The organism is Streptosporangium heterodermiicola (assembly GCF_051390675.1).
Lineage (GTDB): Bacteria > Actinomycetota > Actinomycetes > Streptosporangiales > Streptosporangiaceae > Streptosporangium.
This window is the reverse complement of the sequence record NZ_JBPJSR010000016.1, coordinates 194,055-213,846: the sequence shown is the minus strand read 5'-3', so window position 1 is coordinate 213,846 and position 19,792 is coordinate 194,055. Positions and strand designations below refer to the sequence as shown.

Sequence of the window (19,792 nt, the reverse complement as noted above, 5' to 3'; positions counted from 1 at the left end):
GCCCTTCGGAGGCGGCGGCACGGCGGGCAGGCCCACGGGCGTGTACGGCCGCCGGCGGCGGCCGGGTCACCGCCGCCCCCGGCCGGAGCGGCTAACCGCCCAGCCGGATGATGCCCCGGGAGGCGGCGACCGTCACCGCGGCGGTGCGGTCGTCCACGCCGAGCTTGGTGAAGACGTGCAGCAGGTGGGTCTTGACCGTGGCCTCGCTGATGCACAGGTGGGCGGCGATGGCCTTGTTGCTCATCCCCCGGGCGACCGCGCCGAGGACCTCGATCTCCCGGCCGCTGAGGGCGTCGGGGGCGTCGGACCGCGCCCACGACAGCACCCGGGTCGCGATCGCCGGCGACAGGGCGCTCTCCCCCCGCGCCGCCGCCCGGATCGCGTCGAACAGCCGCTCACGGCCGGTGTCCTTGAGCAGGTAGCCGATGGCTCCCGCGTCGATGGCGCGTGAGATGTCGCCGTCGGTGTCGTAGGTGGTCAGGACGATCACCCTGGCGTCCGGGTCGTGGTCGCGGATCCGGCCGATCGCCGTCGCGCCGTCGATCTCGGGCAGCTGCAGGTCCATCAGGGTGACGTCGGGCCGCAGGTCGCGCGCCAGCCGTACCGCGTCCGTGCCGGAGACCGCCTCGCCGACCACCTCCAGGTCGTCCTGGGTGCCCAGCATCGCCCGGATGCCGTCGCGGACCACCGGGTGGTCGTCGGCGATCAGGACCCGGACGGTCATCGCGCCCCGCTCAGCGCCGCCACCGGGAGGCTCGCCACCACCGTGGCGCCCGCGCCAGGGGCGCTCTCCACGAGCAGCGTGCCGCCGAGCTGCTCCATCCTCTCCCGCATGATCGAGAGGCCGTGCCCGGAGGCGGCCCGCCCGGGGTCGAAACCGCCGCCGTCGTCGTGGACGTCGAGCACGACCAGGTCCTCCATGTACGACAGGGTCAGCGTGACCTGCTCGGCGCGGGCATGGCGGCGGACGTTGGCGACCGCCTCCTGCGCCACGCGCAGCAGCTCCGCCTGGACCTCGGCCTCAAGCGGCCGGAGCTTGCCGGTGATCACGGTGTGCGCGCGGACGCCGGTCTCGTCCGACAGCCGGCCGGACAGCCACCGCAGGGCCTCCGGCAGGCCGCACTCGTCGAGCCGGCCGGGGCGCAGCGCCGTCACCACCCGGCGGCTCTCGGCCAGGTTCTCCCGTGCCGCCCGCAGCGCCTGGGTCAGGTGCTTGTTGTCCGGCAGGGTCGCCTGGGCCGCCTCCAGCAACATCGCCACGCTGGCGAACCCCTGGGTCAGGCTGTCGTGGATGTCGCGGGCCAGCCGCTGCCGCTCGGCCGCCACGCCCGCCTGCCGTTCGGCCGCCGCCCGCGCCTCCTGCGCGATCTGCAGCCGGTCGAGGAGCCGCTTGCGTTCGGCGCTCTGCCGCGACACCGAGCCGAAGTACCCGACCGCGGTGGCCGCGCTGATCGCGATCAACGCGGCGACGACGACCTCGGCCCAGGTGATCGACCCGGTCGCGTGGAAGCGATGCCACAGCCAGCCCCCGGCACACGACACCACCGCGACCAGCCCGACCCGCACGGCGTCCATGCAGTACGGCACGAGCACGCTCAGCACGACCACCAGGAAGGAGGAGTCGACGGCGAACAGCCCCAGCCAGAGCACCCCGCCGCCGAGCGTGTACGGCACGGGCACACCGTCCGGGGGCGGCGTGCGCAGCACGAACCACACCGCGTACCAGGCGGCCAGCCCGGCCACCAGCACGACCGGGAGCACCTGGCCCGTCTCCCTCAGGGGACCGGCCGAGGTCAGCACCAGCCACGAGGCGAAGAAGGCGTGCTGCCACCGGCGCTGCGACCGCTCCCAGGACTCCACACCGCCGACGATAATCAACCACCCGCCCGTTCGGCATCAACCGGTCGACTGATCACGCGATCGGTATTCCGCTCGATGCGGGCGCCGCCGTATCGGAACCAGACTCGACGGCGTGACCGCCATCCCCAGCCCGACCCAAGCCGTCTGGCATCTCGGCCCGCTCCCGATCCGCGCCTACTCCCTGCTGATGCTGCTCGCCGTCGTCGTCGGCATCTGGGTGACCCGGCGCCGGTGGGTCGCCCGCGGCGGCGATCCCGGCGTGATCGGGGACATCGCCACCTGGGCCGTGCCGTCCGGCATCGTCGGTGCCCGGCTCTACCACGTGGCCACCGACTGGCAGCGGTACCTCGGCCCCGGCGACGACCCGCTGCGCGTGTTCGCGATCTGGGAGGGCGGGATCAGCATCTGGGGCGCCGTCGCGGGCGGCGCGGTGGGCGCGTGGCCGGCCTGCCGCCGGAGCGGCGTCGCGCTGCGCGACTTCGCCGACGCCGTCGCGCCCGGGATCGCGCTCGGGCAGGCGATCGCCCGCTGGGGCAACTGGTTCAACCAGGAGCTGTACGGCAGGCCGACGACCCTGCCCTGGGCGCTGGAGATCGACCCCGCCCATCGGCCACCCGGCCTGGAGTCCACCGCCACCTACCACCCGACCTTCCTCTACGAGTCGCTGTGGAATCTGGGTGTGGCCGGGTTCGTCCTCTGGGCCGGACGGCGGTTCCGGCTCGACCGCGGCCGGACGTTCGCGCTCTACGCCGCCGCCTACGCCGCTGGTCGCGCCTGGATCGAGTGGCTCCGCATCGACTCCACCCACCACGTCCTCGGCCTGCGCCTCAACAACTGGACCGCCCTGCTCGCCTTCACGGCCGCGGTCGCGTACCTCGCCGCCACGCGAAGGGCCGCTCCGGCGGACCGGCCGGGCGGCGGGGCCGGGAACTGAGGACCATCGGACCGCAAACGGCCGGCGCGGCCGGCGCACACGTCAGAAGTTGGCGGCCGACCACCTGGAACGGGGAGCCTAGAGATCCACGGACGCGCCCGCCGGGATCCGGGCGTAGTCGGTCTCCTCTTCGAGCCACGCGTCGAAGTACTCCAGGCCGATCTCGCTGAGGTGGACGTCGTGGATCGGGAACGCCCGGGCGGGCCGGACGCCCCGGACGAAGGTGATGGCCTCGCCGATCTTCACCCAGGGCCCGGACGCCGGAACCAGCAGGGTGTCGACCTCCTCGGAGGGCACGAAGAAGGAGTCCCCCGGGTGGTAGAGGCCGTCCACGAGGAAGCCGAGGTTCGGGCAGCCGGGCAGGCCGTCGACGATCTCGGCGTGTTCGCCGCCGACGGCCTTCACGGTGAAGCCGGCGGCGGTGAAGGTCTCGCCCGCGGCGACCGCGACCGCCCCCTCGCCGAGCTCCGCGGCCAGCGCCGCGTGGGTGTGGACGGTCAGCGCGGGGTTGCTCGCCCGGGCCGCCTTGAGCGCCTTGACGTCGATGTGGTCGCCGTGCTCGTGCGAGACGAGCACGGCCGTGGCGCCGGACAGCGCGATCTCCGCCTCGGAGAAGGTGCCCGGATCGATCACCAGCCCTCGGTCGCCGTCCTGCACGCGCACACAGGCGTGCCCGAATTTAGTTAATATCACCCGATCACCCTATCGATCACCCTCGAAAGTCCGCTTTCCTGGGGAAATCCGGGGCCAGGGCGACCGGCCTCATCGTGGAGGACGCGAAACGAGCCGGGGCCCGCACCTCAGAGAGATGCGGGCCCCGGCCCGTGATGCGCCTGCTACTAGGCGGGAACGATGTTCTCCGCCTGCGGGCCCTTCTGGCCCTGCGTGACGTCGAAGGAGACCTTCTGGCCCTCCTGCAGCTCACGGTAGCCCTGGGCGGCGATGTTGGAGTAGTGGGCGAAGACGTCGGCGCCGCCGCCGTCCTGCTCGATGAAGCCGAAGCCCTTTTCAGCGTTGAACCACTTAACGGTGCCAGTCGCCATGATCATTCTCCTTCGATAGGGGGCAGAGCCGGGATCCACACCGCGTGGATCCCGCGTCGCCGCGATGAGCCCATCCGGAGATGACCGGGAAAACAAAATGCACCTGAAGGGTTATCCGTCAGGTGCACACAAAGTTTCATGGGTACCACAACCGCAACTACGTTCAGGCTAGCACCTGTCCGGACCAACACACGAGCCCACCCCGGCCCGGGCACAGAAAGCCTGTGACGATCACCCGTCCGACCGCCCCTCGCGCGCCAGTGCCCGCCTGTGCGCGGCGTCCAGGAGCGCGATCACGGCGAGTGCCGCGATCGTCGCGCCCGCCGCCGCGAGATGGCACCACGGGGCGGGCAGGTAGTTGGCCGCGGTCAGGGCGTTGGGGGCCTTGCCGGTGAACACCCGGAAGACGATCGCCAGCGGCCCCTCCCAGACACCCGCGGCGAGCACCAGAAGCATTCCGAGCCGGTACCAGGCCTCGTTCATCACGAACCTCCTCACCCGCGATCCGATGAGGCGCTCTGGCGTGTCGCCGCCGGGCGCGGGCTGGACGCGGCGAGCATCCGGGAGGTCGCCGCCGAGGCCGGGGTGTCGCCGCGCGTGGTCCAATACCACTTCGACGGCAAGCACCGGCTCCTCGTCTCCGCGCTCCAGCTGCTGTACGAGGACAACGAGCGGCACTCCCGGGCGCGGATGGCCTCGGTCGACCCCGCGGACTCCCGGGCCCTGCTGCGGGCGATCCTGGGCGAGTTCCTGCCCCTGGACGACCAGCGCCGGGCGGCCCTCCGGGTGCTCGCCGCCTACTACGCCCGCAGCCTCACCGATCCCGCGCTGGCCTCGTTCTTCCCGCACGACGCCCAGCCTCTCGAACAGCTGGTCGCCGGTGTCATCGGGCGGGCACAGCGCGAAGGGAAGGCCGCGCCGGGGCTCGACCCGCGCCACGAGGCAGACCTCCTGGTGGCCGGGATCACCGGGCTGGGCATGGACGTCCTCCACGGACGGCGCACGATGGCCGAGGTCCGGCGTGCCGTCGACTACCACCTCGACCGCGTCTTCCCCACCGGCCCGGAGGACGACCCGCACGCGGCCGCGCCATCCTGATCCGGCGATTCGCGTACGCGGGGCCACGGCGATCCGGCGATGGGTGCCGGGGGAGCGCCGACGAGCCGGGCCCCACCCGCCGGCAGGCCCTGCCGAAGACACCGGCACGCTCGCTGGTCGACGGGCCCTGCGGCCTCTTTCACGCGTAAATTGCGCGTCGTGTAGACGAAACCGCCGGTGGCCAGCAGCCCGGCGATGACCTGGACGATCCGTCCGCGCGCCGCGTCGCGCGCCACCCTCAGTTTCTCCCCCCACTGAGCCTTCGGCACGTCTCGTACGTCGTGTGCGGCGATCGCGCCGGCGAGTGGCCAGAACAGCGCTGTCAGCAGCGCCGCGACCACAATGCAGATCCCGATGGTCCCGATTACGCGCCACACGCGTTTCCTGCCCCTGCGAGAGCCAATAATTTCCCCGGCGACAGGTTCGCTCATACCCGATATGGTACGGGCCGGCTATTCGGCGCGAGAGGTCTTTCTTCTTCGTCAATCAATTCACCGCTTCAGTGAATGATCTTAATCTTCCGGCGCGCGAGCCGCGCTTTCCCCATCGCCGGGACCCGTCAATGAAGGAGCCGGGCACACGATCGGGTTCGAGCGCGGCACCGGCACGTCAGCCCGTGCCTGGCCGCTCTCCCCGGAAAACGGCTCGTGACCAGGTTCTGCTCACTCGGCAGCGTAATATCGGCCGCCCCGCACGGTGATCAGCGCGCGGCGGCCGATATTCCACGGCATGGTCGACCGCACATCACCGGGGCCGGAATGTTCATTGTCACCGGTGTCGCTCATACCGCGCAGTGGCGAATCGCGTTCGTTCCGGGCGCCATCCCCGCGACGTTCCCTCGCGCATTCCAGCCGCGCCGGCGGCGACCGCGGCACGGTCCCCTGCCCTCGCGTCCGTACCCGAAGGCGAGGGCAGGGGACGAGTGTCAGATGAGGTCCACCTCCGCGTACGGCAGGCCCCCCGACAGGGTGGGGAAGCCCGGGCCCCGGTCGAAGAAGGGGCTTGCGGCCGGATCCGCCGGGAGGAGGGCGCGGAGGTCCGCCCGGCGGGTCGCGGTGGCCTCGGCGTCCACCTGGAGATCGCCGGGGTCGCCGCGCAGGACGACCCCGTAGTCGTCGCGGGCGCCGTCGGCGGAGACCTTGCCGTCACGGACGTCGGCGGCCACCAGGGCGGGATCGCGGTCCAGCGGGGAGCCCCAGCCGCCTCCGCCCGTGGTGCGCACCCGGATGATCTCACCGGCCAGGACCGGCGAGTCGTCCACCAGGCCCTCCATCTCCCTGCCCTCGATCTCCACGACGAACGGCCGTCCGGCCCGGCCGCCGTTCACGCCCCAGCACGACAGGATCGAGCGGTCGGCGATGGACATGAACGAGGCGTCGCGGAGCATCCGCAGGTGCTTGTCGTAGCCGAGGCCGCCCCGGTAGAGACCGGGCCCGCCGGAGTCGCGGGCCAGGCCGAGCCGCTCGACCCGGAACGGCCAGCGGGACTCGGCGAACTCGACCGGGATGTTGCGCGAGTCGGGCACCACGTGGATGGTGTCCTCGCCGTCGGCGTACCACCGGCCGCCGGAGCCGCCGCCGAGGACCTCCCTCATCAGGTACGGGGTGCCGTCGAGGCCGTCGCCGTAGACGCCGGTGTAGCGGATGGTCTCCTGGTCGGCGGGCATCCGGCCGCCGGTCGCCTTCGCCAGTACCCCGGCCAGCACGCCCAGCAGGCGCAGGATCACGAACGTGCGGGCGTTGGTGGGGGCGGGGAAGATCGGGGTGAGCAGGGTGCCCTTCCCAGGGAACCGCATCTCGACGAGGGGGACGACCCCCTCGTTGACGTCGAGCTCGGCCATCCGCTCGGGGGTGTCGGCCAGGTTGCGCAGGATCGGCGCCAGCCACTTCTTCAGGAACACCCCGTCGGCGTAGTCGCCCGCGTGGTTGATCGGCCCCTTCGCCTGCGGGGAGGTGCCGGTGAAGTCGATGACCAGGGGAGCGGCGGCGGAGTGGTCGACGGTGAGGGTCATCCGCTGGGTGTGCAGGCGGGGCTCGTCGACGCCGTCGTGCTCGGCGTAGTCCTCCCACACGTGCGTGCCCTCGGGGATCTTGGCCAGCAGTTCCCTGCGGAACGTCTCGGTGGTGCTGGAGATGATCGCGTCGAAGCACGCCTCGACCGCCTCGCGCCCGTACCGGTCGAACAGCTCGCCCAGCCGCCGCGCGCCCATCAGGCAGGCCGAGCACTCGGCGTCCAGGTCCCCGGCGAGGGAGTCGGGCATCCGGGAGTTGCGCGTCATGATCGTGAGTGCCGCCCGGTTGGGCACGCCCTCGTCCCACAGCTTGATCGGCGGGACCATCAGCCCCTCCTCGAACACGCTGCGCGCGTTGCTCGGCATGGAGCCCGGCACGGCCCCGCCGATGTCGTCGTGGTGCCCGAACGCCTGCACGAAGGCGACGACCTGCCCGTCGTGGAAGACCGGGACCGTCACGCACAGGTCGGGCAGGTGCCCGATGCCGCCCTCGGACAGGTAGACGTCGTTGTGGAAGAACACGTCACCCGGCCTCATCTCGCCGACCGGGAAGTCCCTCACGATCGGCTGGACCAGCGCGGAGTAGGACCTGCCGGTCAGTTTGCGCAGCCGTACGTCGTGGATGCCCGCGCGGAAGTCGTGCGCGTCGCGGATCATGGGTGAGCGGGCGGTACGGGCGATGGCCGTCTCCACCTCCATCTCCACCGACGCGAGCGTCCCCTCGACGATCTCCACCAGCACCGGGTCGGCCCCGTGCACCGGTCGCCGCGCGTCACCCACGTCGTACCTCCAGGTTTCCGAACTCGTCCACGGTCGCGGTGAAGCCGGGGTGGAGCGGCAGCGTGGAGCCGTACTCCTCGATGACCGCCGGGCCGGTGATCGTCGCCCCTGCGGTCAGGTCGGGGCGGCGGTGGACGGGGGCGGCGCCCCACTCGTCGTAGAAGACCTCACGGGAGGCGACCGGCTCGGGGCGCGGGTCGCCGTGGGGCCTGCGGCCGATGACGGGCCGGGTGATCGGGCCGATGCCGGAGACGCGGAGGTTGACCCACTCGACGCCGTGCCGGGGGTCGTCGCGGTAGCCGTACCCGTAGAGCCTGTGGTGCTCGGTGTGGAAGCGGTGCAGCACCTCGGCCCGCCAGTCCTCGTCCAGCGGGCCGGACGGCGCGGGCACCCTGACCTCGTAGGCCTGGCCGTAGTAGCGCAGGTCGGCGCTGCGCGCGTAGACGTGCGCGCCGGTGGCGAAGCCCTCGCGGTCCAGGGCCTCGGCTGCCTGTCCCTCCAGGTCGCCGAGGATCTCCCCGGCGGTCTCCAGGGAGAGGTCACGGGTGACGAAGGTGCGGACGTAGTCGTTCTTGACGTCCACGGTGAGCAGCCCGAAGGCCGAGACGTTGCCCGGGTCGGGCGGGACGATCACCGACGGCAGGCCGAGGATGTCGATCAACCGGCAGACCAGCAGCGGTCCCGAGCCGCCGAAGGCGACCATGGGGAAGTCGCGCACGTCCAGGCCGCGTTTGACGGTGATCTGGCGGATGGCGTTCGACTGGTTGAACGCGCTGATCTCCAGGATGCCCGCGGCGGTCCGTTCGGGGGACAGCCCGATCTTGCCCGCGAGCGCCTCGATCCCCTCCCGGGCGGCGTCCGCGTCGAGCGGGATCTCCCCGCCGAGCAGGTGCGGGGGGACCCGACCGAGGAAGACGTGCGCGTCGGTGACGGTGACCTCGGTGCCGCCCCGGCCGTAGCAGAGCGGGCCGGGGTCGGCCCCCGCCGATCTGGGCCCGACCTTCGGCGTGCCCTCGGGGGAGATCCACGCGACGGAGCCGCCGCCCGCGCCGACGGTCACGATGTCGATCATCGGGATCTTGCAGGGGTAGCGGCCGATGCTGCCCTCGGTGGTCAGGGACGGCTCCCCGTCGACGACCACCGCGACGTCGGTCGAGGTGCCGCCGCCGTCCAGGGTGATCACCGAGGGGTGCCCGGCGGTGGCGGCGATCAGCGCGGCGCCGAGCGCGCCCGCGGCCGGTCCCGAGAGCACGGTGGTGATCGGCTGGTGCACGACCTCGGCCGCTGACAGCACGCCGCCGTTGCTCTTCATCACGGAGAACGGCAGGCCGCTCCCCCGCGCCGCCCGCGCGACATCCGGTGTGCCGTCCAGCGCACCGTCCGGTGTGTTTTCCAGCGCGGACGGCTCCGCACCCGTGACGTCCTTCCAGTACGCCCGTCCGGCCGCGTCCCCCTCGTGCGCCTGTCCGGCGTCCTGGGCGCGGCTCGCCGCCTCCAGGCGTTCGGCCAGGTTGGCGATGTAGCGGCGCATGGTCGGTTTGACCGCGGCGTCGACCAGGGTGGTGACCGACCGCTCGTACTCCCGGTACTCGCGCAGCACGTCGCACGAGATCGAGACGACGGCGTCCGGGTGCTCCCGTTCGAGGACCTCCCGCATGCGCAGTTCGTGGGCGGGGTTGGCGTACGAGTGCAGGAAGCACACGCCGATCGAGGTGACACCGCGGTCGCGGAACCACCGGGCGGCCGCGACGGCCTGCTCCTCGTCGAACGGCCGCACCTCGGCCCCGGTGTGGTCCAGGCGCCCGCCGACGGTCCTGACCCGGTGCACCGGGACGATGCGGGGCGGTTTCACCCAGAAGTAGGAGTTGCCGTAGCCGTCCGGCACGCTCTGCCGGGCGATCTCCAGGATGAACTCGAAGCCCTCGGTGGTGACGAAGCCCAGGTCGGCGATGCGGTCTTCGAGGAGCTGGTTCGTGGCGACCGTGGTGCCGTGCACGACGGCCGACACGGCCTCCATGCCCACGTCGGCCGTGTCGGCCGTGTCGCCCGTGTCCTTCGCTCCGGCCACCTTGCGCAGGACTTTCCGCACCCCCTCCATGAACCCGTCGGCCGGGTTGGCGGGGGTGGAGGGAGTCTTGGTCGTGGTGATCTCACCGGTCTGCTCGTCCACCGCGACCACGTCGGTGAACGTGCCTCCGGTGTCGACCCCGATACGGACGCTGCGCATGCCCCCGTGTCTACCCAGTTCCGGCGAGTCCGCAAATCGGCGGACCCTGCCGAAGCTGTGCCCGGTCCTTGGGCAGTGTTGGCGGGAAACGGCCGGGAAACGACTGGGAAACGACCTCGCCGGAAACGATCCCGCCGCCGCCACGGTCACCGGCCGGGAGACGGGGGAAGCGGTGGCGGGAGCGACGAGGGGCCGGCGGGGGCGGACCCTAGCGGCGGCGGGGGCCCATGGTGGTGTTGATCACCGCGTCGGCGTCGTGCGCGTGGATCTTGGCGGCGAGGCGGATGGCCATCTCGTTCGTACGGCGCAGTTCGGCCTCGACCCGGTCCTTGCCGGACTGGCCGACCTGCACGCCGAAGTAGGCGCCGATGACCGCGCCCGAGACGCCGACGAGCCCGGCGAACGGCGCGGCCGTGTCGCCCTCGCGCAGCGCGATCACCACGAAGCCGATCAGGATGACCACGAGCCCCATGACGACGACGTAGAACCCGTACCGCCAGCGAGCCGCCTCGGCCTGGGCGGCGACGGCCTCGTCCTCGGTCATCATCGCCGCGAGCGCCGCGGGCATCTCCGTGGCCTCCGCGCCGGAGGGGCCGGAGGCACCGGGGGTCACGATGGCCGGGGTCTTACCGAGGGGTGGTGCTGAGTTGTTGGTGGTCGTCACAGGTTCTCCCACTTTTCGATGTACCAAAAGGAATCTCCCACGGTTCTCGCCACCAAGCCAAGTCAGGCCATGTCATGGCTCGTCATGGCTTGTCAACCGGAGACCACCCCCTTCTACCAGGGCATCTCACGCCCAGACGCCCTCATCCACCCCACGGCTCACTACCAGTTGTAGATCGTTATCTTTCGGGCGGACGTACGAGGGCGGGCCGTCCACGAAACGTGAAGATCACGATCCATGCTTGGCTCGGTAAAACAGGACTCAGATGAGATAGAAGAACATTCACTACTCTCATCCGGTTTCCAGAGGTATCTGTGACAAAACTCCTCCGGCTCCTCGTGGCGCCACTGTCCGCCGCCGCTCTCCTCCTCACCGTGTTCTCGGCCCCCGCCCGCGCCGACAGCGACCCCGTGCTCGCCGCCCGGTGGCAGGTCGCGTGGGACACCTACCGGTTCTACGAGTTCCTGACCGCTCCCCTCCCGATAACGGGACGGAGCCAGGCCAAGCGCGACATCTCCATCGAGATCAACGCACCGGTGGAGCACGTGTTCGACGCCTACTCGAACATCAACAACCACATCGGCATGCACTCGTTCCTGAAGCGGGTCGTCACCCACGCGGACTGGACCGACGCCGGGACGCGCTACGTCAACCTCACGGCCGTGGAGGACATCCCGGTCGCCGGAGTGCCCGTCACCTCCAACACGCACGCGCAGCAGCGCATCCACCGCGACGAGCTCTACTACGAGACCGACTCCTGGACGCTGCCGAACGTCGTCACGCACCAGAAGATCGTCTTCGAGGACCTGGGCGACGGGCGGACGCGCGTCACCGAGCATCTCACCTTCGAGGCGAGCGTCCTGCTCATCGACTTCACCGTGACGAACGGCGTCTCCTCCCACCAGGCGACGCAGGCGGGTCTCAAGGCGGCGATCGAGAGCGGCGCGCTCTGAGCCGACCCATCGGCCGGGGCCGCGCCCGCCGTTCATCGGGCGCGGCCCCCTCTTCCCGGTTCGCGTGGCTTGCTCCTGGTTCGCACCGCTTATCTAAGAGGTACGCATAGCTTCTTTGTGGTTCGTGTAGCTTCTCGCTGGTTCGCACCGATTCCCAACGGTTCTCGCCGGTTCTTGCCGGTTCCCATCGGCGGACCCGAGAGCGACCCCGCCGGGTGCGAGGGGCGATCCCGTACGCCCCGACGGCAGGTGAACGCGACGGGTCGATCACCAGGGGTGGAGATCGCGGAACGCGGCCGGAGTACTAGGCTGGCGCCCCGTGACCGAATTGTCTGCCCTCTCCGCCGTTCCCGCCGGTTCCCGGGACGGAGTGCTGCGCTTCTACTTCGGCCCGATGGACTGTGGCAAGTCCACCCTGGCCCTGCAGATGAACTACAACCACGGCCGCCAGGGCAGGCGCGGCCTGGTGCTCACCAAGCACGACCGCTCGGGCACCCCGCAGGTCACCAGCCGGATCGGCCTGGGCAGTGAGGCCGTCGAGGTCGTCGACGACCTCGACCTGGTGGCCCTGGTCCGCGCGCACGAGCCCATCGACTACGTCATCTGCGACGAGGCGTGCTTCTACACGGTCGCCCAGATCGAGCAGCTCGCCGATCTCACCGACGATTTCGGCGTCGACGTCTACGCCTTCGGCCTGGCCTCGGACTTCCGCTCGCAGATGTTCCCCGCCGCCCAGCGGCTGTTCGAGCTGGCCGACGAGATCAGCCGCCTGCAGGTCGAGGTCCTGTGCTGGTGCGGCCGCCCCGGGCGCCTGAACGCCCGGGTGGTCGGCGGCAGGATGGTCCGTACCGGCGAGCAGGTCGTCATCGGCGACACGGGCGCCGACCCGATCCGCTACCAGGTGCTGTGCCGCCGCCACTACCGCTCCGGCGAGCTCGGCCTGCCCGGCTGACCTCCCCCGCCGAGCGGGAAAACGATCGGACGGAGAAACCGACCGCTCGGAGAGACAGCCGGTTGAGGGAACGGCCGGGCGGGGGCGCCCCCGCCCGGGTGATGTTCAGACCGCGCAGTGGCCCTCGTCGTCGCAGGCGTCGCCGCCGTTCGTGGCGGCCTTGACGGCCCTCGCCGCGGGCGACTGGCCGGTGCGCTCGGCGACCTCTTCGAGGGCGGCGAGCAGGGTGTCCTCGGGCTGGGCGCCGGACACGGCGAACCGGCCCTCGAAGAGGAAGAGCGGCACCGAGCTGACACCGATGGCGCGGGCCTGGGCCAGCTCCTCCTTCACCGCCGCCACGCCGTCCTCCCCGTCCAGGTCGGCCCGCACGCCCAGCTCGCGGGCCAGTCCGGCGAGAACCTCGCGGGAGCCGACGTCGAGACCGTCGGTGAAGTGCGCGCGGAAGAGGGCGTAGAGCGCCTCCTCACCCTTGCCCTGCTCTCCGGCGAGCCGGATGAGGCGGTGCGCGTCGAAGGTGTTGGCCTGGATCGAGTGATCGAAGTCCAGCACCAGCCCGTCCTCGGCGGCGACCCCGGTCACCCTCCCGAACATCTGGGCGGCCTGCTCGGCCCCGCCGAACTTCGCCGCGGCCCACGTGAGCGTGAGCTCGCCGTTGGACTTCGCGTCCGGCGCTAGCTGGAACGGCCTGAACTCGACCTCCACCTCGCCGCCCTTGGCCCGGTAGCGTTCCACGGCGCGGGCGAAGCGGGTGTGACCGATGTAGCACCACGGACAGACGACGTCTGAGTAGATTTCAACCTTCACACCACGCTGCAACCGTCACGGCGACCCGCTGATTCCGGCGTCCGTCCCATCGTTCGCGGACATCGCGCCGACGGTGACCGGCGGGGTGTCCGAGGTCAGTACGGCAGTAGCCTCCCGGACGGGCTCCGCAGGTCCGGCGTGTCCCGGGCGGGACGTCGCGCGCGCTTGCGGATTCGTATCCGACGCGCTCTCCGGAACTCCTGTCGTGTGCGCGTACGGGCCTGACCTGCCGATTCCTGTGGTGTGCCGCCGTCCGGGCGGCGCGGATGGTCCATGTCGCCTACGTCCCCCGTATCCTCTCTGTTCTCCCCGCCCTCCGTGAGGAGAGGCTTTCCTGTCCTGGCCGGTGGGCCGGGTCGCGGGGAGGTCGGCCCTCTCAGGCCTCTCAGGCCGCGGTGCCGTCGAGACGCGCCTGGACGGACAGCTCGAACCAGCTGACCTTCCCCAGGAGCGTGCGTTCGCTGCCCCAGCGGTCGGAAAGCACGTCGAGCAGATACATGCCGCGCCCTCCCTCGTCGTCATCGTGAATGTCGCGCACGCGGGGCAGGACGGGATTGGCGTCGTTCACCTCGCAACGCAGCGTTCCCCGCTCGCAGGAGACGGCGAGCCCGATCGGTCCCCAGGCGTGGCGCAGCGCGTTGGTGACGAGCTCACTGACGAGCAGCCGGGCGATCTCGCCCTCCTCGTCGATCCCCCACTCGGCCAGCCGCCCGCAGACCAGCCGCCGGGCTCTGGGCACCGAGGCCGCGCTGGGCACGAGCCGCCAGGACGCCTTCCCGACACGGGAGCGAGGGAGCGAAACGGTGACCGCGCAGAGGGCGAAGGCGGCGAACGACCTCATGCCGCCCTCCCGCGGGGAGCGCGATGGGCGGAAACGCAACGCCCGTCGGGCAGGAGTTCCCCGGTGTCCTCGAAGACCACCACACCGTTGCAGAGCAGCCCCCATCCCTGCTCGGGATGAGAGACCACGAGACGAGCCGCCTCGTGATCGAAGGCGTTCGCGGACGGACAGGTGGGCAGGTGCTGACACACGGTCCTACTCCGATCTTGATTGGCTACGGAGGGAAACCTCGCGGAACCCCCGAGCGGGCGATCGTCCTCACCGGTTCGCCTCCGGCCCGTCGACGGAACCGGCTCCCCTTCCGGACGTTGGGGACCCGTTCCGCTATCGGTCCTTCGCGCGCGCGTAAGGCTCGGTGCGGCCCGCTCACGACGGCCGGTTCACGGCGAACGTTTCCGGTGGTGACCGGAAACCCGCCGTCGGCGCGCACATCCACCCGTTCGATGACCCGCACGTGACGCAGAATCTTCTGCTACGTCCCCCAAAACGAACACGGTGTTGATTTATCGCCATATATGTGTGGATTCATCTGTGTTTACACCCGTGTGTGTTGAACGTCGATAGAGAAATAGTCTTGTCCTGGTAGAGCATTCTTTGCGGTGTGGATTCTTTATCCGCCAGGTAAAACCGCCGGGATCGCCCGCCACGACAGCGGCCTCGCGACGGCGCTCCTCGCCGCCGGGCCGGCCGGCCCCTGCCCGCCCAGAGGAAAGATCGAGCGTGACCGGCGGGGGCTGCGGAAGACGGACGACTACGGGGTGTAGACGACGGACCAGGGACGGGGCGCGGGCGGCGGGGACGCCCCGGGTGCCGCCCGTGGCGTCCCGGCGGGGACGTCCTGGGCGTCCTGAACGTCCTGGGCGAGGATCCCGGCCGCCAGGGCGGCGAATCCGGCGGCCGCCGGATGGGCCGGACGCTCCGGCCAGGCGACGCAGATCCCCCGCCGGAGAGGCGCTCCGGCCAGAGGGCGCCAGACCAGCCGAGGCTCCCTGCGGGCCACCGCCTCCTGTTCGAACGCCACCCCGTGCCCCGCCAGCACGAGTCCGAGCAAGAACTCCGGGTTGCGGGCGTGCTGAAGGCGTACGGGCGAGAAACCCCCCGCGCGGCAGACATCGAGCACGCGGTCGTACCACGCGGGGGAGGTCTCGCGCGGGAAGACGACGAGGTCGTGCCCGGCGAGGTCGGCCAGCGCGATCTCCCACGGCCGTGACTCCGGCCTGGGCAGCACCAGGGGGGAGGCGCGTGGCAGCACCACGCCCAGCGGGACCTCCACGACGGGCCCGGACCGCAGGCCGGGAACGTCGACGGGGTGGTGCACGAGGCCCGCGTCGAGCTGGGCCGAGGTCAGGCGGCGCAGCTGTTCCGGAGTGGTCAGTTCGTGAAGCTCCAGCCGCAGCCCCGGAGTCTCCGCGTTGACGTGCCGCAGCAGGGCGTGCAGCGTCACGGCCGGGATCTCCGGGGGTACCCCGACCCGGAGGGTTCCCAGCTCACCGTCGCCGGCCCGGCGCATCGTCGCCCGCAGGCGCTCCTCACCGGCGAGGAACCGCCTCGCCTCCCCGACGAGGAGCCTGCCCGCCATGGTGAGCTCGATCTGCCGGCGCGAGCGGTCGAACAGCTCGGCACCGAGCTCGCGCTCCAGCCGCTGGATCGACTGGCTGAGCGGCGGCTGCGCGATGCCCAGCACCTCGGCGGCGCGGCCGAAGTGCAGTTCTTCGGCGACGACGATGAACTGCCGCAGATGCCGGGAAAGGTCCACGGCGTCACGATAGGCGATCGCCCACGGACCCGCGCCGCGTCACGGACCTGCGGCACGGCAGGGACCCACTGACCAGCACCGCGTACAGACCCATGGGCTCACGGACCCGCGGACCCGCGCCGCGTCACGATCGGGTGGCGGGCCTGGATAGCGTTGCGGGCATGTCGGCAGAGGAACGGATAGCGGGAATCTTCACGGCCGCCGGGGTGGAGGGGAACCTGCACGCGCTGGACGTCACCGGGGGCCGCGAGATCTCCGTGCGCGCCGACGAGCAGGTCGTGATCGCCTCGATCCTCAAGGTGCTCCTGGTCCTGGAGTTCGCCCGCCAGGCGGCGGCCGGTCAGCTCGACCCGGCCGAACGCGTTCTCGTGACGGCACGGGACAGGCTCGGCGGATGGGGGACCGCCGGATGCGCGGACGACCTGGAGATGTCGCTGCGCGACCTCGCCCACTTCGCCATGCAGGTCAGCGACAACACCGCCGCCGACCTGCTGATGCGGAGGGTCGGCCTGGACACCGTACGGATGCTGGCGGCGGAGCTGGGACTGACCCGCACGCGCGTGATCGGCGGACCGAGGCAGGTGCTGGAGTCGATGCTCGCGGACGTGGGGGCGCGGGACGACGCCGAGTTCGCGCGGATCTTCCCGACGCTGCCCCCTGAGCGGGTACGGGCACTGCGGGTCCTCGACCCCGATCACACGACCTCCGGCACGGCACGTGACATGACCCGGATGCTCGGGCTGATCTGGCGGGACGAGGCCGGGCCGCCGGAGGCGTGCGCGGCCGTCCGCGACTACATGACACGGCAGATCTTCTGGACGCGGATCGCCTCGGGCTTCCCTCCGGGGACGCGGGTGGCCGCCAAGACGGGGACGCTGCCCGGCCTGCACATGGAGGCCGGGGTCGTCGAGTATCCCTCCGGCGAGAGCTACGCGGTGGCGGTCTTCGCCCGGACCAGGCAGCTGCCCACCCGGCGCGTCGACGTCGACCTGGCGATCGGCCAGGCCGCGCGGACCGCCGTCGACGCACTGCGCGCCGGGTGAGTCCCCCTCCCCCGCGCACCAGGTGAGACCCCGTCTCACCTGGTCTGATACGCGTTCGCCTATGAGAGACGACGGTCACGGATCTTGGACGTGGACGGGCCGGTGGTGGTTGGGTCCTCAGCGGGCCGTACGCGGCCGGTGGTCGTCACCCGGACGACCGGTGACGGCCGCGCGTTCATCCGTACCACCAAGGGGGAGACATGTCCCGATTCGATCGAAGAGGTTTCCTGCGCACCGCGACGGCGGGGGCGGCGCTGGCGGGGGCCGCGCTGGCACCGGCGGCCGGAGACCTCCTGTCCCCGTCCCCCACCGGGGCCGCGACGGCGCGGCCGGGCGGGAAGAAGGCCGCCGCGACGTTCCGCTGGCTCGGTACGTCGGGCTGGCGCGTGGACGTGGGGGCGTCGACGTTCCTCGTCGACCCGTACGTGACGCGGTTCGACACCGGCCTGGCGGCGGGCGCGTTCAGGCCCGCGACCCCGCTCACGGTCGACACCGACGCGGTCGGCGAGCACACGGGCACGCCGAAGGTGGTGCTGGTGACGCACGCGCACTGGGACCACTTCAGCGACGTCCCGCACATCGCGACGTCGACCGGGGCACGGGTGGTCGGCACCGCCACCGCGTGCAACCTGGCGCTGGCGTTCGACGTGAGGAGCAACCTGCTCAGCCCGGTGAAGGGCGGGGAGGTCCTGGACTTCGGTGACTACGTCGTCGAGGTGGTGGCGTCGCTGCACAGCCGCAACGCCGACTACTCCATGGTCTTCCCCGGCGTCCGGACGGCCAGGCCGGAGCGCAGACCGGAGACCATCTCCGAGCTGCCCGAGGGCGACACCCTGGCGTTCCAGGTGACGGTCAAGGGCGGCCCGTCGGTCTTCTTCATGGGCGGCAGCGACTTCGTCGAGCGCAACCTCACCGGGCTCGCCCCGGACGTCGCGATGATCCCCACCACCTCCTCGTCGTCCACGTACGACTACGTGCCGCGCCTCCTGAGGGCCCTGGACATGCCCCGCGTGGTCGTACCGGTGCACTGGGACAACTTCGAGGTGGCGCTGCGGAACCCGCCGCAGGCCGACGAGAAGTCGCGGAGGAGCCTCACCGAGTTCGTCGCGGCGGTGCGCAGGGTCAGCCCCGGGACGAAGGTCGTGATCCCGGATTATCTGACACCGCACACCTTCGGCTGACACCCGTGCTCACGGCCCTTCGCCGGGTCCGTGCGCAAAAGTCCGTGTGCACAGGTCCGTGCTCGCGAGTCCGTGCCGGCGGTCCGCCTAAGGAGCGGAGGCGATCTCCTCAAGGCGGGCGGCCAGCTGCTCGGGCTCGCCGTCGATCAGGGCGGACACCCCGCGCCACCAGGCGAACCACTCGCCGCTGCGCCACATCCAGTCGATCCGTTCGATGGAGGCGACGACGTCGCCCTTGACGCGCCACACCTCACCGGCCTGCTCGGCGGAGGCGCCGTGGCGCAACGCCCAGGCGTGCAGGGTCGCGGCGGCCTTGGCGTCGACCGGTTGCTCGTACGGGTCGGGGTGCTCGTCCAGCCGGTGGGGGCCGAGCCCGGCGGCGACGCCCCAGCTCCACTGGGCCTCGGCGGGGCGGGAGTAACGAAGGGAGTCGAAGTCGAGATTGGAGCCGAGCCCGTCGGCCCCGTCGTCGGCGCGGCGCAGGACCACCGCGTCGAGACGGCCGCCCGCGTCGAAGGAGACCACGATCCGCTGGCCGGGGTGCGCGTCCTTGGGCAGCTCGACGCGGTCCTCGGCCTGCCAGGAGTTGAGGTCGGTGACCGCGGCCGGACGGCCCCAGGTCTCGTCTGCCGCGTCGTCGGCGATCCAGGCGGCGAGCATCTCCAGGACGGTCAGGTCGGTCCACGGTTCGATGGCCGTGGCGGTCTGGAGCACCTCCTCGGGCGCGGGCAGCTTGCCGCCGCGCTCCTGGCGCCACCACTCCCCTCCGAGCTCGCGGGTGCCGACCAGCAGACCGGCCAGCGCGGCGAGCTCGGTGGATCTGCGGGTGAGGGGGGCTCCGCGCACGAGCTCGACGGAACGCGCGACGCGGTCGGCGCCCAGGGCGGCCTCCGCCTCGCCCAGCAGCAGGGCGGCGTCCGGCCGCTCCTCGCCCAGCAGATCGCGGATCAGTCGTCTGGCCTCGGTCCTCGCGTCCTCCGCACGTGCATCACGCATACCGACACGTTACGCCGGGAGATCCTTAGGCGCGAGCGTCACCGGGCGGTACGGCCGTGCCGTCGTCCCGTGGCGACTCGGCGAGATGCGCCGCCCTTCCCACCATGTAGGCGGCCACCGCCGCCGTCACCACCTGGTAGACGGCGATGAGCAGCAGGGGCCCGGCGACCGCCCAGCGGGGGTGGCGCAGCCACATGGCGAGCAGGACGAGATGGAGGCCGAGCACCTGGGGTTTGGTCGCCGCGTGCATGCGGGACAGGGTGTCGGGAAACCGGACCAGCCCCACCCCCGCCGCGAACGCCAGCCCCGCCCCCAGCAGCAGGCACGCGCCGGCGGCCACGTCCGGCGCGGTCACCGGGCACGTCCCGCGAAGAACCTCACCAGCGAGACCGAGCCGACGAACCCCAGCAGGGACAGCACCAGCAGCACGGGCAGCGCCGAGTACTCCCGGTACGTCGCCGCCTCCGCCCCGACCGCGCACATGACGACGGCGGTGAGCACGTCCAGCGCGACGGCCCGGTCCAGCATCGTGGGGCCGCGCACCAGGCGGTAGAGCGTCATCACGGCGGCGGCGGCGAGCAGCACCAGAACGACCAGATACGTCACCGTCACCGCGACTCCCCCTCCCACATCCCCGTCCTCCCCAGGT

At 71.5% G+C, this 19,792-nt stretch carries 22 protein-coding genes and 1 pseudogene; 7 read left to right on the top strand and 16 right to left on the bottom strand.

Annotated features, from left to right (window positions below):
• Positions 1–91: 91 nt before the first annotated feature.
• Together ACSC1Q_RS30735 and ACSC1Q_RS30730 are read right to left on the bottom strand one after the other, a co-directional pair.
• Positions 92–724 carry a response regulator gene (locus ACSC1Q_RS30735; protein ID WP_436762175.1) on the bottom strand — a complete coding sequence of 211 codons (633 nt, stop codon included), beginning with the start codon at positions 722–724 and terminating at the stop codon, positions 92–94.
• On the bottom strand, positions 721–1,860 hold the full coding sequence (locus tag ACSC1Q_RS30730) for a sensor histidine kinase (RefSeq protein WP_436762174.1): 1,140 nt from the start codon (positions 1,858–1,860) through the stop codon (positions 721–723). Before ACSC1Q_RS30730 ends, ACSC1Q_RS30735 begins: the two co-directional genes overlap by 4 nt.
• 112 nt (positions 1,861–1,972) lie before the next feature.
• Between ACSC1Q_RS30730 and lgt the strand changes: the two genes are divergently transcribed.
• Positions 1,973–2,794: a prolipoprotein diacylglyceryl transferase gene (gene lgt, locus ACSC1Q_RS30725; protein WP_436762173.1), complete on the top strand. Its 822-nt coding sequence runs from the start codon at positions 1,973–1,975 to the stop codon at positions 2,792–2,794.
• A gap of 78 nt (positions 2,795–2,872) precedes the next feature.
• Here lgt and ACSC1Q_RS30720 read toward each other — a convergent pair whose 3' ends face one another.
• The 3 genes from ACSC1Q_RS30720 to ACSC1Q_RS30710 form a co-directional block, all read right to left on the bottom strand.
• The gene (locus tag ACSC1Q_RS30720) at positions 2,873–3,487 is read right to left on the bottom strand and encodes an MBL fold metallo-hydrolase (RefSeq protein ID WP_436762172.1); all 615 of its coding nucleotides are present in this window, start codon (positions 3,485–3,487) and stop codon (positions 2,873–2,875) included.
• Between the two features lie 146 nt (positions 3,488–3,633).
• Positions 3,634–3,837 carry a cold-shock protein gene (locus ACSC1Q_RS30715; protein ID WP_049562746.1) on the bottom strand — a complete coding sequence of 68 codons (204 nt, stop codon included), beginning with the start codon at positions 3,835–3,837 and terminating at the stop codon, positions 3,634–3,636.
• 231 nt (positions 3,838–4,068) lie between these two features.
• On the bottom strand, positions 4,069–4,320 hold the full coding sequence (locus ACSC1Q_RS30710) for a hypothetical protein (RefSeq protein ID WP_436762195.1): 252 nt from the start codon (positions 4,318–4,320) through the stop codon (positions 4,069–4,071).
• 42 nt (positions 4,321–4,362) lie between these two features.
• On the opposite strand from ACSC1Q_RS30710, the pseudogene ACSC1Q_RS30705 reads away from it, so the two are divergent.
• Both ACSC1Q_RS30705 and ACSC1Q_RS30700 read left to right on the top strand, forming a co-directional pair.
• Positions 4,363–4,464, top strand: a pseudogene (locus ACSC1Q_RS30705) (TetR family transcriptional regulator); the annotation flags it as partial.
• Positions 4,465–4,527: 63 nt separating this feature from the next.
• On the top strand, positions 4,528–4,935 hold the full coding sequence (locus ACSC1Q_RS30700; protein WP_436762194.1) for a TetR family transcriptional regulator C-terminal domain-containing protein: 408 nt from the start codon (positions 4,528–4,530) through the stop codon (positions 4,933–4,935).
• Positions 4,936–5,597: 662 nt separating this feature from the next.
• On the opposite strand, the gene ACSC1Q_RS30695 is transcribed toward ACSC1Q_RS30700, so the two are convergent.
• From ACSC1Q_RS30695 to ACSC1Q_RS30680, 4 genes are all read right to left on the bottom strand, one after another.
• Positions 5,598–5,720, bottom strand: coding sequence for a hypothetical protein (locus ACSC1Q_RS30695; RefSeq protein WP_436762171.1), 123 nt, complete (start codon positions 5,718–5,720; stop codon positions 5,598–5,600).
• A gap of 140 nt (positions 5,721–5,860) precedes the next feature.
• Complete coding sequence (locus ACSC1Q_RS30690) at positions 5,861–7,726, bottom strand: hydantoinase B/oxoprolinase family protein (protein ID WP_436762170.1); 1,866 nt, start codon at positions 7,724–7,726, stop codon at positions 5,861–5,863.
• Positions 7,719–9,953, bottom strand: a complete 2,235-nt coding sequence (locus ACSC1Q_RS30685; protein WP_436762169.1) for a hydantoinase/oxoprolinase family protein — start codon at positions 9,951–9,953, stop codon at positions 7,719–7,721. Before ACSC1Q_RS30685 ends, ACSC1Q_RS30690 begins: the two co-directional genes overlap by 8 nt.
• 208 nt (positions 9,954–10,161) lie before the next feature.
• Complete coding sequence (locus tag ACSC1Q_RS30680) at positions 10,162–10,617, bottom strand: hypothetical protein (RefSeq protein WP_436762168.1); 456 nt, start codon at positions 10,615–10,617, stop codon at positions 10,162–10,164.
• 314 nt (positions 10,618–10,931) lie between these two features.
• On the opposite strand from ACSC1Q_RS30680, the gene ACSC1Q_RS30675 reads away from it, so the two are divergent.
• Positions 10,932–11,570: an SRPBCC family protein gene (locus ACSC1Q_RS30675; RefSeq protein ID WP_436762167.1), complete on the top strand. Its 639-nt coding sequence runs from the start codon at positions 10,932–10,934 to the stop codon at positions 11,568–11,570.
• 319 nt (positions 11,571–11,889) lie between these two features.
• On the top strand, positions 11,890–12,522 hold the full coding sequence (locus tag ACSC1Q_RS30670; RefSeq protein WP_436762166.1) for a thymidine kinase: 633 nt from the start codon (positions 11,890–11,892) through the stop codon (positions 12,520–12,522).
• Positions 12,523–12,627: 105 nt separating this feature from the next.
• Here the strand turns inward: ACSC1Q_RS30670 and ACSC1Q_RS30665 are convergent, their stop codons facing one another.
• The 4 genes from ACSC1Q_RS30665 to ACSC1Q_RS30650 all read right to left on the bottom strand — a co-directional run bounded on the left by ACSC1Q_RS30665 (position 12,628) and on the right by ACSC1Q_RS30650 (position 15,923).
• Positions 12,628–13,326 carry a DsbA family oxidoreductase gene (locus ACSC1Q_RS30665; RefSeq protein WP_436762165.1) on the bottom strand — a complete coding sequence of 233 codons (699 nt, stop codon included), beginning with the start codon at positions 13,324–13,326 and terminating at the stop codon, positions 12,628–12,630.
• A gap of 385 nt (positions 13,327–13,711) precedes the next feature.
• Complete coding sequence (locus ACSC1Q_RS30660) at positions 13,712–14,167, bottom strand: ATP-binding protein (protein WP_436762164.1); 456 nt, start codon at positions 14,165–14,167, stop codon at positions 13,712–13,714.
• The gene (locus ACSC1Q_RS30655; protein ID WP_436762163.1) at positions 14,164–14,358 is read right to left on the bottom strand and encodes a DUF5999 family protein; all 195 of its coding nucleotides are present in this window, start codon (positions 14,356–14,358) and stop codon (positions 14,164–14,166) included. Before ACSC1Q_RS30655 ends, ACSC1Q_RS30660 begins: the two co-directional genes overlap by 4 nt.
• A 560-nt stretch (positions 14,359–14,918) precedes the next feature.
• A complete protein-coding gene (locus ACSC1Q_RS30650) occupies positions 14,919–15,923 on the bottom strand; it encodes a LysR family transcriptional regulator (protein ID WP_436762162.1) in 1,005 nt (334 codons plus the stop codon).
• Between the two features lie 161 nt (positions 15,924–16,084).
• On the opposite strand from ACSC1Q_RS30650, the gene ACSC1Q_RS30645 reads away from it, so the two are divergent.
• Together ACSC1Q_RS30645 and ACSC1Q_RS30640 are read left to right on the top strand one after the other, a co-directional pair.
• Positions 16,085–16,966, top strand: a complete 882-nt coding sequence (locus tag ACSC1Q_RS30645) for a serine hydrolase (protein WP_436762161.1) — start codon at positions 16,085–16,087, stop codon at positions 16,964–16,966.
• Between the two features lie 200 nt (positions 16,967–17,166).
• Entirely contained in the window at positions 17,167–18,147 is a 981-nt protein-coding gene (locus tag ACSC1Q_RS30640; RefSeq protein WP_436762160.1) for an MBL fold metallo-hydrolase, read from the top strand.
• Between the two features lie 87 nt (positions 18,148–18,234).
• Here the strand turns inward: ACSC1Q_RS30640 and ACSC1Q_RS30635 are convergent, their stop codons facing one another.
• Genes ACSC1Q_RS30635 through ACSC1Q_RS30625 form a run of 3 tightly spaced genes read right to left on the bottom strand, consistent with a single transcriptional unit; the run spans position 18,235 to position 19,755 of the window.
• On the bottom strand, positions 18,235–19,143 hold the full coding sequence (locus ACSC1Q_RS30635) for a hypothetical protein (protein WP_436762159.1): 909 nt from the start codon (positions 19,141–19,143) through the stop codon (positions 18,235–18,237).
• 25 nt (positions 19,144–19,168) lie between these two features.
• Positions 19,169–19,498, bottom strand: a complete 330-nt coding sequence (gene mnhG, locus ACSC1Q_RS30630; RefSeq protein ID WP_436762158.1) for a monovalent cation/H(+) antiporter subunit G — start codon at positions 19,496–19,498, stop codon at positions 19,169–19,171.
• Positions 19,495–19,755, bottom strand: a complete 261-nt coding sequence (locus tag ACSC1Q_RS30625) for an MrpF/PhaF family protein (RefSeq protein ID WP_436762157.1) — start codon at positions 19,753–19,755, stop codon at positions 19,495–19,497. The genes mnhG and ACSC1Q_RS30625 overlap by 4 nt, the downstream gene beginning before the upstream one ends.
• Between the last annotated feature and the right edge of the window lie 37 nt (positions 19,756–19,792).

What these genes read in the sequence shown, in the direction of transcription:
- ACSC1Q_RS30735 (WP_436762175.1), bottom strand. Translation starts at nt 724, where the DNA reads ATGACCGTCCGGGTCCTGATCGCCGACGACCACCCGGTGGTCCGCGAC.
- ACSC1Q_RS30715 (WP_049562746.1), bottom strand. Translation starts at nt 3,837, where the DNA reads ATGGCGACTGGCACCGTTAAGTGGTTCAACGCTGAAAAGGGCTTCGGC.
- ACSC1Q_RS30710 (WP_436762195.1), bottom strand. Translation starts at nt 4,320, where the DNA reads ATGAACGAGGCCTGGTACCGGCTCGGAATGCTTCTGGTGCTCGCCGCG.
- ACSC1Q_RS30700 (WP_436762194.1), top strand. Translation starts at nt 4,528, where the DNA reads ATGGCCTCGGTCGACCCCGCGGACTCCCGGGCCCTGCTGCGGGCGATC.
- ACSC1Q_RS30695 (WP_436762171.1), bottom strand. Translation starts at nt 5,720, where the DNA reads ATGAGCGACACCGGTGACAATGAACATTCCGGCCCCGGTGATGTGCGG.
- ACSC1Q_RS30685 (WP_436762169.1), bottom strand. Translation starts at nt 9,953, where the DNA reads ATGCGCAGCGTCCGTATCGGGGTCGACACCGGAGGCACGTTCACCGAC.
- ACSC1Q_RS30660 (WP_436762164.1), bottom strand. Translation starts at nt 14,167, where the DNA reads ATGAGGTCGTTCGCCGCCTTCGCCCTCTGCGCGGTCACCGTTTCGCTC.
- ACSC1Q_RS30645 (WP_436762161.1), top strand. Translation starts at nt 16,085, where the DNA reads ATGTCGGCAGAGGAACGGATAGCGGGAATCTTCACGGCCGCCGGGGTG.
- ACSC1Q_RS30640 (WP_436762160.1), top strand. Translation starts at nt 17,167, where the DNA reads ATGTCCCGATTCGATCGAAGAGGTTTCCTGCGCACCGCGACGGCGGGG.
- ACSC1Q_RS30635 (WP_436762159.1), bottom strand. Translation starts at nt 19,143, where the DNA reads ATGCGTGATGCACGTGCGGAGGACGCGAGGACCGAGGCCAGACGACTG.